Source organism: Coleofasciculus sp. FACHB-542, assembly GCF_014695825.1.
Classification (GTDB): domain Bacteria; phylum Cyanobacteriota; class Cyanobacteriia; order Cyanobacteriales; family FACHB-T130; genus FACHB-T130.
This window is the reverse complement of the sequence record NZ_JACJPB010000012.1, coordinates 123,620-138,129: the sequence shown is the minus strand read 5'-3', so window position 1 is coordinate 138,129 and position 14,510 is coordinate 123,620. Positions and strand designations below refer to the sequence as shown.

The 14,510-nt window shown below is 46.5% G+C and carries 9 protein-coding genes; 4 read left to right on the top strand and 5 right to left on the bottom strand.

Translation table 11 applies throughout. From position 1 onward, the window contains the following. Positions 1-20: 20 nt before the first annotated feature. Positions 21-239 (bottom strand): hypothetical protein, encoded by a 219-nt coding sequence (locus H6F52_RS02730; protein WP_190531752.1) that lies wholly within the window; start codon positions 237-239, stop codon positions 21-23. Between the two features lie 295 nt (positions 240-534). On the opposite strand from H6F52_RS02730, the gene H6F52_RS02725 reads away from it, so the two are divergent. The 3 genes from H6F52_RS02725 (at position 535) to lnt (ending at position 6,381) form a co-directional block, all read left to right on the top strand. After that, positions 535-1,833, top strand: a complete 1,299-nt coding sequence (locus H6F52_RS02725; protein WP_347276179.1) for a chloride channel protein — start codon at positions 535-537, stop codon at positions 1,831-1,833. Between the two features lie 241 nt (positions 1,834-2,074). Continuing rightward, a complete protein-coding gene (gyrA, locus tag H6F52_RS02720; RefSeq protein ID WP_190531751.1) occupies positions 2,075-4,657 on the top strand; it encodes a DNA gyrase subunit A in 2,583 nt (860 codons plus the stop codon). 23 nt (positions 4,658-4,680) lie between these two features. After that, entirely contained in the window at positions 4,681-6,381 is a 1,701-nt protein-coding gene (gene lnt / locus H6F52_RS02715; protein WP_190531749.1) for an apolipoprotein N-acyltransferase, read from the top strand. 134 nt (positions 6,382-6,515) lie between these two features. Here the strand turns inward: lnt and H6F52_RS02710 are convergent, their stop codons facing one another. The 3 genes from H6F52_RS02710 to H6F52_RS02700 form a co-directional block, all read right to left on the bottom strand. Next, positions 6,516-7,958 carry a tetratricopeptide repeat protein gene (locus H6F52_RS02710; protein WP_190531747.1) on the bottom strand — a complete coding sequence of 481 codons (1,443 nt, stop codon included), beginning with the start codon at positions 7,956-7,958 and terminating at the stop codon, positions 6,516-6,518. Between the two features lie 154 nt (positions 7,959-8,112). Next, on the bottom strand, positions 8,113-9,459 hold the full coding sequence (locus H6F52_RS02705; protein ID WP_190531744.1) for an AAA family ATPase: 1,347 nt from the start codon (positions 9,457-9,459) through the stop codon (positions 8,113-8,115). A 249-nt stretch (positions 9,460-9,708) separates the two neighbouring features. Beyond that, positions 9,709-10,524 carry a DUF4142 domain-containing protein gene (locus tag H6F52_RS02700; protein ID WP_242032506.1) on the bottom strand — a complete coding sequence of 272 codons (816 nt, stop codon included), beginning with the start codon at positions 10,522-10,524 and terminating at the stop codon, positions 9,709-9,711. A gap of 789 nt (positions 10,525-11,313) precedes the next feature. Here H6F52_RS02700 and H6F52_RS02695 point away from each other — a divergent pair. Next, complete coding sequence (locus H6F52_RS02695; protein WP_190531742.1) at positions 11,314-13,332, top strand: FAD-dependent oxidoreductase; 2,019 nt, start codon at positions 11,314-11,316, stop codon at positions 13,330-13,332. Between the two features lie 53 nt (positions 13,333-13,385). Here H6F52_RS02695 and H6F52_RS02690 read toward each other — a convergent pair whose 3' ends face one another. Next, positions 13,386-14,399, bottom strand: a complete 1,014-nt coding sequence (locus H6F52_RS02690; protein ID WP_190531740.1) for a hypothetical protein — start codon at positions 14,397-14,399, stop codon at positions 13,386-13,388. Between the last annotated feature and the right edge of the window lie 111 nt (positions 14,400-14,510).

Here is a 14,510-nt window from a genome sequence, read left to right as displayed (position 1 = left end):
TGGCATTATCTGCACCTTGCTTAATCCCGTTTCAAATCATCCCTCAAATCTTCACCTTCGTTGTACATTTGAGGTGCCACCGCCGGGTTATTCTTCAGTTCACCTGGCTCTACATTCAACAGAGTTTCGTTGATTGACGGAGGCTGTTTGATCTTAGCGATCGCTTCTTTCACTTCTGGGTCTAGTGCTTCTTGTTGTTCGTTCATCTCTTCATCTTGAGAAACTTGTTCAGCGCTCATATATATTTACCCAAATAGGTTTAACTGTCCGTGACTCAGCTTAAACTCCTCCGTGGGGAGACATACACTGTCTTGAGGCTTAAATTTTAAAATGCCGTCTGCCTTATCCGTTCTCTCTCGCTTCTCCTGGATCATCCAACAGAAACTTATCGCGTAGATAAGTTGTTCATAACTAACCTCAAAATTTTGTATCTTATGATTCAATTTATGAATAAAAAAGTATAACTTTTACGCCCGATTGCGGAGTCTGGGCGGAGGAGAAAACTCTTTTACCTGCAATAGCGAGGAAATAGCAGTGTCACCAAAAAAGCCCAACCCCCCCGATCGCACTCAACGCTGGAGATTTCCTCAACTTTTTGGCTTGGCAAAGCGAAATCCTCTGATGATTTCACGCTGGGTCTTACGCTGGACGGTTCTCGGTACTGCTTGTGGCTTATTCGCTGGGTTGTACTGGAACGTTCTGGAGTTCTTGATTCACATCCTTAACCGGGTTGAAGGGCCGACTCTACTGCTGGTGATGCCACTTGCCGGGTTGCTAATCGGCTTGGTGATTTATTTTCTAGGGAATCCCGGTGAAATTGCCGTACTTGTTGATAATATCCACTTTCGCGGCGGACGCCTGGATGCGACCAAAAATCCCTCGATGATTCTGGCGTCCCTATTGAGCATCTCGGCTGGGGGCAGTGCTGGCCCAGAAGCACCGCTGGTACAAGTCACTGGCTCCTTGGGAACTTGGGTCGCTGACCGCTTGAATTTGCAGGGGGAAGACCTGCGATCGATGAGTTTAGCGGCGATGGCGGCGGGCTTCACTGCTTTATTTGGCGCACCTCTGGGCGGTGCCATGTTCGCCTTAGAGATTTTGCACCATCAACACGTTTTGGAGTATTACGAAGCAATCCTGCCAGCGATTGTGGCGAGTTGCGCGAGTTATCTAGTTTTTGCGGCAATTACCAAACTGGGGATTGCCCCAACTTGGCATTTTCCCCAGTACACTCTCGACAACATTGATGATTTTGCGATGGCGATCCTGTACGGAGTGATTGGAGCCGTAGCCGGATGGCTGTTCATGAGCATTTTTCGAGGATGCGATCGCCTTTTGGCTCGAATTCCCGGCCCCATTTATGTACGGACGACTTTTGCTGGTTTAGGATTGGGCATTTTAGCGACTCTTTTCCCCCTCACCCGTTATTTTGGACACGAAGAGTTAGCAGAAGTCCTCGATCGTGATTTTTCAATCGCTTTCTTGTTAACCCTAGCGATTGCCAAAATGGTGGCGATTTCCATTACGGTTACAGGTGGTTGGCGGGGTGGGTTTATCATCCCGATCTTTTTCACGGGTGCTTGTATCGGCAAAGCGATCGCTCTATTGATTCCGGGACTGAATCCTGCCCTTGCCATGATTTGCGTTATGGCGGCTTTTAATGCATCGGTAACGCGGACGCCCGTAAGTACAACTTTACTGTTGACAAAACTAACGAACATAAGTCCGTTAACGCCTGTCTTGTTTGCCAGTTTGATTGGCTTTTTTCTGGCTCCCAAAGCACCTCTGATTACGGCTCAACTCAAAACGCAGCAAGAAGCGATCGCCGAGTAACCAGAGTCAGTTAAAAGATGATTAATTACGGATGGTTTGGGGCGCATGGCAAAACGCATTACTAGCCACAAACGATTCGCCATTAATCATTAGGAATTAAGCCTGAACTAACGACCCAGAAAGACCAAAATATGATAAAATTTTAATAGAATTTGTCATTATTTGGAATTAAGGCGGAAGTTATTGCAAGCCTTTGCAGATTATCTGCCATTTTTCTATACTTTTGGAGCTTTTTCACAGTATGACCACTTCCCCGGAGCGGATTATCCCCACGGATTTAGGGAGCGAGATGTCCCGGTCTTACCTGGAATACGCGATGAGCGTAATTGTTGGTAGGGCACTCCCAGACGCTAGGGATGGTCTGAAACCCGTACACCGGCGGATTCTCTACGCCATGAATGAGCTGGGTCTTACCCACGATCGACCTTTCCGCAAATGTGCCCGTGTGGTGGGGGAAGTGCTGGGTAAATACCATCCTCACGGTGATACAGCGGTATACGACGCCCTAGTGCGGATGGCGCAGGATTTTTCCATGCGCGACCCGCTGATTAACGGACACGGCAACTTCGGCTCGGTGGACAACGATCCACCAGCGGCAATGCGATACACCGAATGCCGCTTGCAAGCCCTCACAGGGGTTGCCCTCCTCCAGGATATTGAAGCGGAAACAGTAGATTTTGGGGATAACTTCGATGGTTCCCAGCAAGAACCGCTGGTATTACCCGCACGCATTCCCCAGATGTTGCTCAATGGTTCTTCGGGGATTGCCGTGGGAATGGCAACGAACATTCCCCCGCACAATCTGGGAGAGTTAATCTCTGGATTGATCGCCTTGATCCACAATCCAGAGATTACTGACCTGGAGTTGATGCAGTATATTCCTGGCCCAGACTTTCCGACAGGGGGGCAAATCCTGGGAGTTTCTGGGATTAAGGAAGCCTATACGACTGGGCGCGGTTCGATTACAATGCGGGGTGTTGCCCAGATAGAAACCATTGAACATCGGGGGCGTCCTGACCGGGAAGCAATCATTATCACTCAGTTGCCTTACCAAACGAATAAGGCGGCGCTGATTGAGAAAATTGCCGAAATGGTGAATGAGAAGAGGCTGGAGGGAATTGCTGATATTCGGGATGAAAGCGATCGCGATGGAATGCGGATTGTCGTAGAACTCCGGCGAGACGCTTATCCCCGCGTTGTCCTGAATAACCTCTACAAGCAAACCCCCATCCAAGCAAACTTTGGGGCGAATATGCTGGCGCTGGTAAATGGGGAACCCCAGTTACTCAGTATCAAGAAATTCCTCACCGTTTTCCTAGATTTCCGGATTGAGTGCATCACCCGTCGCACCCGCTACGAATTGCGGAAAGCAGAAGAGCGAGACCATATGCTGCAAGGGCTGCTGATTGCCCTGTTGCACCTGGATGCAATGATTGAGCTAATCCGCAGAGCCGCCGACACCCCAACCGCTAAAGCGGAAATGATGGAGACTTACGGGTTGTCTGAGTCGCAAGCGGATGCGATTTTGCAGATGCAGTTGCGACGCCTGACAGCACTGGAAGCTGAAAAAATTCGCTTAGAACACGAAGAGTTACAAGCGCAAATTGCTGATTTGCAGGATATTTTGGCGAACAAAAGTCGCATCCTGGAAATCATTGAAAATGAAGTGTCGCAAATCAAAACCACCTTCGCAACACCGCGACGAACCACCATCGAACACGCGGAAGGTGAGATTGATGACACCGATTTAATTGCCAACGAAAAAGCCTTAATTCTGCTAACAGAGCAGGGTTATATCAAACGGATGCCAGTCAACACTTTCGAGGCGCAAAGCCGCAATACGAGAGGGAAGAAAGGCACTGGCATGAAAGAGGATGATGGCGTTGAGCATTTCCTCACCTGCTGCGACCACGATAGCGTTCTATTTTTTAGCGATCGCGGTGTCGTTTACTGCCTCAAGGCGTACCAAATCCCAGCTTCGTCTCGCACGGCGCGGGGTATCCCGATTGTGCAAATGCTGCCCATCCCGCGAGACGAAAAAATCACCTCCATCGTGCCGGTTACAGAGTTTACCAGCGATGAATATCTGGTGATGCTGACCAAGGGTGGTTACATCAAAAAGACAGAACTGTCTGCTTTCGGCAATATTCGGGCAAATGGCTTGATTGCGATTTCCCTGGAAGAAGGCGACCAGTTGCGGTGGGTGCGAAGAGCGAGAGCCGATGATAGCATCATCATCGGATCGCGACAAGGAATGGCAATTCACTTTAGAACCAATCACGAGCAACTGCGTCCCCTCGGTCGCGCCACGCGAGGCGTCCGGGCAATGGCTCTCCGCAATGCGGATGAACTGATTAGCATGGATATCTTGCCAAGTCAAGTGGTTGCGAAGATCGTCGAGAGTGAGGAGTCGGAAGCATCGGAAGCATTGGAAGCAACCAGTGAAGACGCCCCCATCACCAATGGTCAAGGGCCGTGGGTGTTAGCGATTACAATGGGTGGATACGGTAAGCGAATCCCGGTTTCTCAATTCCGCCTGCAAAATCGCGCCGGGATGGGGTTAGTGGCGACGAAGTTCCGGAAGTCGAAGGATCGACTCGCCGCATTGCGGGTGATCAATGAAGGCGATGAGCTAATGATGGTGACGAACCGAGGCATTATCATCCGTCAAGCAACCGATGCGATTTCCCTGCAATCCCGGATGGCAACTGGAGTCCGGGTGCAACGCCTGGATGAAGATGATGCGATCGCTGCTGTTGCATTAGTACCCCCCTCGACTGACTCGACTGACTCGACTGATGATGAGGAAGAAGTAGAGAATTAAACATTAAAAATGCAAAATTAAAAATGAAGAAACTACTTTTAATTTTTAATTCTGCATCTTTAATTTCTCTGCTAGGTGGCATCTTGATGGGGGTGACAACAGCTCCCATCCAAGCATGGCCTCTCGCTTGGATTGCCTTAACTCCTCTATGGATTTTAATCGTTAAAAAGGGAGAATTAAAGCTTAAAAAAGGAGGAGAAACTTCTTCATTTTTAAGTTTTAATTCTCCCTTTTTAATTGGTTTAGCGTGGGGGATTGGCTATCACGGCGTTGCTTTATCTTGGATTACCGGGATTCACCCGATGACATGGTTGGGGGTTCCCTGGCTGGCAAGTTTAGCGATCGCATTCTTCTGTTGGACTTTCATCACCCTTTGGGGAGCCGGATTAGTTGCAATTTGGGCGGCTGTTCTGGCTTTCCTCTGCAAGCCAGCAAGCAAAACATCTTCATCCTTGCTTCGTCTTTTGATTGGCATTGTTTTGTGGTGCGAACTTGAAAGCCTTTGGGGTTCTGGATCGCTATGGTGGACTTCCCTTTCTTATACCCAAAGTCCTCACAATCTAGCTATTTTGCACCTTGGTCAAATCTCTGGCCCGAACACAGTAACCGCAGCAATTGTAGCCGTTAATGGCTTAATTGCCGAAGCATGGATTAACCGCAAACAACACATAAGACATAGAGAAGAAACAGATTTTTCCACTCCTTCCTCTGCGTCCTCTGCGCCTAAAGCGCTAACGCGCATGGCTTCGCTAAGGCGGTTCGTTCTTCATCCAGGTTATTTAAGCATTGCGGCTGGGTTATTAGTAGCGTTACATCTAATCGGATTTGGGCTGTATAGCCGTCCCTTAATGCAACCTCCACAAACCGCATTAAAAGTAGGAATTATTCAAGGCAATATTCCCAATAAACTCAAATTCGATCCCATAGGCTGGCGTCGCGCAATCGAAGGTTATACCAGTGGCTACAAAACTTTAGCTAACGAGGGAGTTGATGCTGTTTTAATACCAGAAACAGCCTTGCCAGTCCAGTGGACGCAACCAAGTTGGATTGGAGATTCTGTCTTACAAGCAATTTTGGATAAAGGTGTAGTTGCTTGGATAGGCACCTTTGGGGAAGCGGGAAATGATTATACAAATAGTCTTTATACGATTACTGGTACTGGTGAAACTTTTAGCCGCTACGACAAAACCAAGCTAGTGCCTTTAGGGGAATTTATTCCCTTTGAAAAAGTTTTAGGGAAACTGATTGACAAACTTTCTCCTCTTGATGCTCACCTAATTCCTGGCAAAACAAATCAAATATTTGATACACCTTTTGGACGTGCCATTGTGGGTATTTGCTATGATTCCGCCTTTCCCGAACTGTTCCGTCGTCAGGCGGCTGCGGGTGGGCAATTTATTCTTACAGCCTCGAACGATGCTCATTACACCTCATCGATGATGGCTCAACATCACGCTCAAGATTTGATGCGGGCAATTGAAAGCGATCGCTGGGCTGTCCGCGCTACGAATACTGGATTTTCTGGCGTGATAGATCCTCATGGGAGAACCTTGTGGATATCTAAAATGAATACTTACCAGCTACACGTAGCCACAATTTATCGACGACAAACACAGACTTTATATGTGCGTTGGGGCGATTGGTTAACACCCGTTTTGTTGGTGTTGGGAGCGATCGCTTGGTTCTTCACTATCTTCTGGCGAGATAATCAGCGTGGAAGATGATGGCAACCCTACCGCTACCCGTTTATTTTTCGCTTAGTGTAGTCATAAAGAATAGCGATCTCTCGGTGTAGATCCAGATTTACTAGCTTAACAAAAGACTTTTGGTGAAACGCGATCGCTTACTTCACTCAACTTTATCTATTACTGTTAATAGAATTTCCTTGAGCATCCGCCATCTGCTGCACATCAGCAATGATTTGCCTAACCTTCTCTACAACTGGAGACGTGAGTTGTTGAAAAACTGCTAAAGATTCCTGCAAGTAGGTTAGCGCTGTGGTGAAATCTCCCTGTTTATATGCCAATAACAACCCAATCATCAACAACGTTACTGCCTGGGTTTGATGATTATCGAGTAATTTGCACAGTTTGAGAGACTGCTGATAACACTCAATTGCTTGCTGGTACTGCTCTAGGTCAGCGTAAATACCGCCCAGATCATTCAGAGTTATGACTTCAAATTCACGATCGCCGATTTCCCGTACAATTGCCAAGCACTGCTGATAAAACTCAATTGCCTGCTGGTACTGCTCTAGAGCAGCGAAAACACCGCCGAGATCATTGAGAGTTATACCTTCAATTTCGCGAGTACCAATTTCCCTTGCAATTGCCAAGCACTGCTGATAAAACTCAATTGCCTGCTGGTACTGCTCTAGAGCCGTGAAAACACCGCCGAGATCATTGAGAGTTATACCTTCAATTTTGCGAGTACCGATTTCCCTTGCAATTGCCAAGCACTGCTGATAAGACTCAATAGCTTGCTGATACTGCTCTACCAAAGAGTAAGCCTTGCCCAGATTATACAGAATTATGACTTCAAGCAGGCGATTGCCAGCTTCCCTGGCAATTAAGAGTGACTGTTCTATAAGGGCGAGCGCTTGCTCATTTTGATTATGAAGGGCGTAGACAGCTCCTAATTCATACAGAACAGTAGCTTTTTCATTCTTGAAATCCTCATTTTTATTTACTAACTTAAGTGCTTTTTCTAAGTATTCTGTCGCTATTGTGAATTCACCTCGGCTGCGATAAACCTTTCCTAACTGAGTCAAAATCTGAATTTGTGTCTGTAAATATTCTTCTTTTTCATGACAGCCGGAAGGGCTGTATTCCATCAAAAGTCTCTGTAACAAATCAATTCGCTCTTGCTTTTCAGTGAACTCTAACTCATGGAGTATTTTGTCAGACTGGAGAGTTTTGGAAAGGGCATCATCTTTAGTAGATTGAACTGTATTAAAATGAAAAATGCCTGATTTCCACGCCCAAAAATCAGGTGCAAATTTAGCTAGACGAGTAATCGCATAATCTGGTAAGCAAAAAAGAATAGGATGAGGGACGCTCTTAGTAAAGGAATCCCGAACAAAGTTAAGATCCTGTAGCACGGGTGGGTATTCCCCAAACATCCCAATTGATTTTTCCAACCCTTGCAGGATTAAAACTAATTTTTTATCAGGGTCAATATTTATATTTGGAAGTCTTTGGATTATTGCATCCCTCAAAAAGCGCAGTTCCGGGTCGTTAAAATTTAGCAACTCAAACTGAATATCTTTGCATTTAGGATGCTTCTTGAGTGCTTCAATCAAAGTATCTAAATCTTTTGAAAAGTTAATTTCTATAAACCCAATTATAAAACCTTCTGCAAAATCTATAAATGTTATTAGTTCAGATAATTGCTGCTGATTTATAGAAATAAAACTATTGAAATTTGAAGCTAATTCAGATAGCTTCAGGTAAGCATTAAGGATATTGGAGACCTTGTTTAAGAGCTTTTTGGAAGGCATCTATTTGCTTAATCACTGGGTTAACGTAGTTCCACCGATTGTTGCCGTTATATTCTAAAACAGATGTATTAAACAGCATCAATTGTCCTATTTCGTCTTTATTAATATCTTTATTTATGCAGACTTGTGCTAAAAGAGGATAGTGTTCTGTAGGAATAACCCGCTCAAAATTGAATTGTTCCTGTTTAACTGCATAGGTGACATCTTCAACCGTAATTTTATTGTGACCGCGAGTGCTAGCAGTTTGGCAAGCAGTTCGCATCATCTGCATTAACTGACGGACATGACCACCGCTGGCTTTTGCCAAATCTAGCAAGGGTTCGCGCGATTCAAATACACCCTCAATTTCGACCCGATGCTCAATCAAACTGGCAACCGCGTCTAGTGCTTTTTGGTTATAGTCTAAATCTACGCGATCGCGCTCAAATTCATAAATATTTACCATCGGCACAATATTGGGTTTATCAAAAACATTATTTAGGTTTTTTTCTGAATAAAGTATAGAAATAGGTACCGTGTAGATAATCGTGCAGTGTAGTTCTTGCAACTGTGCTGCATAGTCAAAAAACAAATGATTGCCAACATTCGGTGGCACTCGATCTAAATTGTCAAAAATTATCAAAAACCCTTTGGAATGCGGAAATTTAGTCTGTAATTTTTTATAGCCATCACTCACCAAAAGATTAATATCACTTTTGAGGCGGGAAATATCCCTTTCTAGAGCTTCTCTAATTGATATTTTTTTCTTTTCAGAACCTTTGATTTGAGCAGTTACTTTAGCTAATAGTTTAGCAATAAAAGGAATTTCTGCACCTGCTTCTGCTGTTGTTTCTATACCAACAGAGTTTTCTATAGTTGTTTCCGTCTCTTCAGTAATATCTTTAAACCACGACTCAAAGCTATTTAGAAGTTGAGTATCAAACTTTAAACCCAAAGTGCGTAATTCATACTCAACAAGCTTGATAATCACCAAATACAAATCTGTATAACGAGCATCGTTAATATCAATTTCTTCATCTGATTCTAAGTAAATTACCCGGTAATCAGATTCCCATCGGCTCTTAATGCGTCTCAGCTCTGTACTCTTCCCACAGCCTCTATGTCCTGTAAACAAAAGTGTGGTAAATTCTCCAGCTTCTTGAAAGTCTAAAATAGTGCTAACATCTTCAACCGCCTGAGTTTTCCGTACCGTTGATAGGTGAACATAGTATCGCTGGATATTTTCACCTTCTAGCGGGCGTACATCACAAACCCGATACGCAGCTTTAAGAGTCGTAGCACGATTGGGAGGAAGTGGAGCCATCGAATTAGCCTAATTATTGTAGTAACTGAATAGAGCTATAAAAATTCATATAGCAAAATTCTAGGCGATTTGCTGTGCCATCTCAAACTCTATTGTGTCTTGCGGCAAAATCTACAAAAGCGATGGCGAAGCGCTTGAATCCATACGCTTCGCCATCGCTTCTTTTCAAAAGAGAGCAAAGAGCGATCGCACTCTCCCGTAGGAAAATGCGATCGCTCTATAGTATTGCCCGATGTTACTGGTTCAATGTTACTGGTTCATCTGCGTCCCACGGTTCATCTGCATTGGGGTCGTCTGTGTTCCAGGAGTCATCTGTGTCCCAGGAGTTGTCTGCATTCCCCGGTTCATCTGCATATTCGGGGTTGTCTGCGTCCCCTGGTTCATCTGCATCCCCCGGTTCATCTGCGTCCCCCGGTTCATCTGCATCCCAGACATTCCAGGCATTCCAGGCATCGCATTGTCTGTCTCAGCCACCTTGGCACCTGTCATCGAAGCAGCCATTTCTAAATGACCCTGCACCCTTGGCAAGATTCTGCCAGCAAACGCTTTCAGATCGGGATCTTGTCCCAGTCCAACTTGACGCTGGTACACTGCGGCACTTTCCAAGTGACCGTTCAGCCCACCCTCCATCATATAGGCTTGGTCGAAGCTCTTTCCAGACAACTGCTGAAGCCGCATCATTGCCGCTTCATACTTTGGCCCCGGAGTGGTTGGAGGCGTGACTCCCTTCTGAGCTGCTAACTGCATCAGCTCTTGGTTCGCCCGTGTATGCTCCTGAATCATCTGCTGCGCGAACTGCTTTACATTCGGGTCGGTTGACTTTTCTAACGCCAGTTGCCCAAGTTGTACTTCTGCCATTCCCCCGTGGGCGGCGTCCATAATAAACTGCCTATCTAGGGCAGTCAACTGGCTGTTGCGTGACGGCGTTGCCTGTCGGTTTGACGGCGTTGCCGGTCGGGTTGATGGCGTTACGGGGCGGGTGGTCTGAGCTACGGCTGAGAAGCCCAGAGACGTAAATAATCCAACTGCTACAAGGGCAGCAGTTGCTGTTGTTCGTTTCATCATGGTTAAATCTCCAGGAAATACTTTTGTTTGCTAGGGCTGACCGTAGGTTCGTTAGCCAAAAAAGAGCTAACAAATTCAGGAAAGTCTTGATGCACTAAATTTTTTTTCTCAACTCAGCGATCATTTACATCTGAGCAGGTATACATCTACTAATACTGCTTAATCTTTCTTCAACTACCTCTCTCTTTAGATATGTTTGCTTACCGAGAGAGCTAATCGTATCAATTCATTCTTTAAAACCATACTTGCTGCTAAAAATTACTTTGTAGCTTCACTGGAAATTCCAAAAAACATATTGTAGCGCCGTGTCTATCAGATGCGATCTCTAGCTTGCTCTAAATTTCAACTAAATCTCGATCGATATTTGTTTTTTAGAATAAAAATGAATGCAATCTATTTTTGTTCGGTTTTATACAGGATAATGAAATTAAAAACTAGGCTAAAGTAAGGGATTTTCAGAACTAAAAACATCTCATTAGGTAGAGGCTTATTCAGCGAGTCATTAGGAAATTAGGGTTTATTCGCAGCGCTACTGCAATCAAAATCCGAAGCACTACCAATAGCGGGAATTAGCTGCACTGCTAGCTAAATAGAAAAGTGCAACTGCTGACTTGAATCGCCATCTAATTCAACAGGGGGATTCGAGTAGAGTAATATTTATCGCCTCTTCGGGATAGGCTAGAGCGATCGCTTGTTCTGACTGCCGCCAGAAAAGCTTGCAATGAACAATTTGAGAGTGGTAGCGTCGGAGAGCTAGCTAGATATACGTAGAAGCTGAAACGTCTAAACATGAAGCGATCGCTCCTTAGCCTAACTCTAGGCTTAACATTGCTAGAAGCATTCACTCCACTTGCTTTGGCAGCACCCCCTAGAAACCCCGATCAAACGGTGGAGTGTGAAATTTTGGTCGTTGGAGGGGGACTCTCCGGTGCGGCAACTGCCTACGAAGGCTTATTGGCGGGGCGAACCGTTTGCCTCACGGAAATTACCGACTGGGTAGGAGGACAAATTTCCGCACAGGGAACTTCCGCACTGGATGAACGCCCTACCCAACGGCAAAAGCTGTTATATTCTCGCGGCTACCTGGACTTGCGACAGCGAATCAATCGCAAATATGGAGAACTCAATCCTGGCGATTGTTGGGTTAGTGAATCCTGCTTTCTTCCCCGCGATGCTCACAAACTGCTGTACGACCAATTGCAAGATGCTGCCAAAAGAGGCAGAGGCAAGCTGAAATGGTTTCCCTCGACAGTAATCAAAGAACTGAACATCGACCAAGCGGGCAATTTGATTCAAGGCGCGATCGCTATCCAGCATCGCCCAGCCAAAGGCGCATCCCCTCTCAACACCTTGCCGCTATCGCAAACGATTGAGGATTCTTATCGCTACGAGAACTCGCCTCAGTTTGAAAAAAGCATTGTGCGCTTTGTACCCCAGCCAGCGAAAAAGCCAGCACCCGCAGCCCCAAATTGGTACGTGGTTGACGCCTCAGAGACCGGCGAACTGATTGCCCTGGCTGACGTTCCTTACCGGCTAGGGATTGACCCCCGTTCTTACCTCGAACCTTCTTCGTCGAGTGAAAAGGGCGATCGCTACTGCACCCAAGGCTTTACCTACACCTTTGCAATGGAGGCAACCCAACAACCGCAAACTCATACCCCGCCACCCTTCTATTCTCAATATGAACCCTACTACAGTTATGAATTAAAGCGGCTGGCGGACTTTGGCCTAGTCTTCACCTACCGACGCATTTGGAGTCCTAAAGCTGGAGAAACGACCAAATTTGGGGGCCTCTCCTATACGGGACCCACTCCCGGCGACATCTCCATGCAGAACTGGACTTGGGGCAACGACTACCGCCCAGGAACCGCCGAAGATAACTTAGTTTACACTCGCGACCAGTTGCAAGCCGCCGGACAGCTACAGCCTGGAGAATGGATGGGAGGATTGCGGACAGAAACCCTCCGCAAAGGCGAGGAAAACGCACTCGGATATTTCCACTGGCTGGTTGCTGGAACTACCGACTCTCAACTCGGCCCAGGAGTTAAGCAGGCGAAACCCAATAACCGCTACCTGAGTGGGCTAGATTCTCCGATGGGAACGGCGCATGGGTTATCCAAGTATCCCTATATGCGGGAAGGACGGCGAATTATTGGACGCCCCACCTTGGCTTATCCTCAAGGTTTTAGCATTTGGGAAATTGATATTTCTCGCCGTAACTACAAAGACGACTACTACCGTCAAACATTGTCACCAGATACCTATCGGAGACTACAGGCATCGCTTGCAGGACTGGAAGTAGCGTCTGTACTGAGCGGCACCAAGCCGCCGGAACAAGTCATGCGGCGCACTCGTTCCACCATCTATCCCGACGCTGTGGGGATTGGTCACTATGCCATCGACTTCCATCCTTGCATGACCCAAAGCCCCGCAGAAGCTCCAGGAAACACCGAACGGGAAGGTGAACGACGGGGTGCAGGTCAAGCATATCCGTTCCAAATCCCTCTCAGAGCGATGATTCCCCAAAAAATCAACAATATGCTAGTGGCAGGGAAAAGTATTGCGACCAGTCATATTGCCGCCGCTGCCTATCGAGTGCATTCCTTTGAATGGTCAGCGGGGGCTGCTGCTGGAACGACAGCCGCTTTTGCCTTAGAAAATGCGATCGCGCCTTATCAGCTAGTGGATGAACTGCCACGCGCCGAACCACAACTAGAAGCGCTGAAACGTCGATTGGATAAGAATAACAATCCGACTGTCTTTCCAGACACCTCAATTTTCAACCAGAATTGGGAAGATTGGAAATGATATTTGCGAATCGGGAATGGCTAATTGGAATAGCCATTCCCGATTCGCAATGACTACTTTGCTGGCTTCTCTAGCGACCAAATAGGAAGTTTATTCACCTCTTGGAGGGTTAACTCTACATAAGTCATGTCCTCCGGCTTAGCAACTTCTAGACCAAAATAACCTTCAGGGCCATCGTGAGCGTGGGAGCCACTGCTCCGGGCTGAATAATGCCCTTGCAAACGAGCTTGATTAAATTGGGAACTCACGTTCCACAGCCACCGAGAGGGGAAGACAATACCGCCGAGATCCTCAACCCAGTCTCGACGACCTCGCAGGTGATAGAAACGAGCCGCCTGAAAGCCCGACCTCCCATTAAAGACCCCACCCACAGAGACGATAGTGATTTTTGTATCTAGCCATTGGTTAAGATAGGGAGCCGCACCCAAGGCAACTTGTACACCACCACTCGTTCCAACGAGAATGATGTCAAGCGGTTTACTCTCTGTGCGGGAAATCGGCTTCCCACCATTCATTCGCTCGATGATGGCATTGGCAATCCCCTGATTATAAATAGAGCCATAGCGAGGATCGGCGGAAATCGCAAATCGCCAGAGATTGCGGATTTTGATCAACACGCTGGCGATTCCCATCCCACCATTTCGATTCGCAAAGTGCCATACGGGACTTAATAACCGCTGTCCTCCTAGACCCTTGTTCTCCGCTGAGTATGGGAAAACATCTCCTACAGCTACGCAGTTAGGATGACTCTCAACAATCCGGTCTAAAAAGACTTCTTCCCCCGGTGTTAATTCATTGGCAGAAAAATCTCCTACTCCTGTCAAAAACACAATGTAACAATTGATTGGGGAGGATTTGGCATCAGGATTTGAGTCATTGTTGGGTGGCAAGATCAAGCTTTGGTTTTTCTTCAAACCTAAAGTTTCTGCTCCTTGTTCCAGCCACCATACTACAGTCCCGACTGGCGAAGTAATACCCCAGATTATGAGTATAAAGACCGCTAGGAGCAACAGCTTCAAGGTTCCCCCTCGAAGCCATACAAGTATCCGCCAAATCAATCGCAGCATTCAAGAATATCTAGTTGCTTACTGTTACTGTCTTAACGTCAATTAATTTCGGTCAGGAAGTGAATTTTTTTGGTGATTGGCTCCCTGGGGCATCCCTGACGCAGTATCCTA

What these genes read in the sequence shown, in the direction of transcription:
- H6F52_RS02730 (WP_190531752.1), bottom strand. Translation starts at nt 239, where the DNA reads ATGAGCGCTGAACAAGTTTCTCAAGATGAAGAGATGAACGAACAACAA.
- H6F52_RS02695 (WP_190531742.1), top strand. Translation starts at nt 11,314, where the DNA reads ATGAAGCGATCGCTCCTTAGCCTAACTCTAGGCTTAACATTGCTAGAA.
- lnt (WP_190531749.1), top strand. Translation starts at nt 4,681, where the DNA reads ATGAAGAAACTACTTTTAATTTTTAATTCTGCATCTTTAATTTCTCTG.
- H6F52_RS02705 (WP_190531744.1), bottom strand. Translation starts at nt 9,459, where the DNA reads ATGGCTCCACTTCCTCCCAATCGTGCTACGACTCTTAAAGCTGCGTAT.
- H6F52_RS02690 (WP_190531740.1), bottom strand. Translation starts at nt 14,399, where the DNA reads ATGCTGCGATTGATTTGGCGGATACTTGTATGGCTTCGAGGGGGAACC.
- gyrA (WP_190531751.1), top strand. Translation starts at nt 2,075, where the DNA reads ATGACCACTTCCCCGGAGCGGATTATCCCCACGGATTTAGGGAGCGAG.
- H6F52_RS02700 (WP_242032506.1), bottom strand. Translation starts at nt 10,524, where the DNA reads ATGATGAAACGAACAACAGCAACTGCTGCCCTTGTAGCAGTTGGATTA.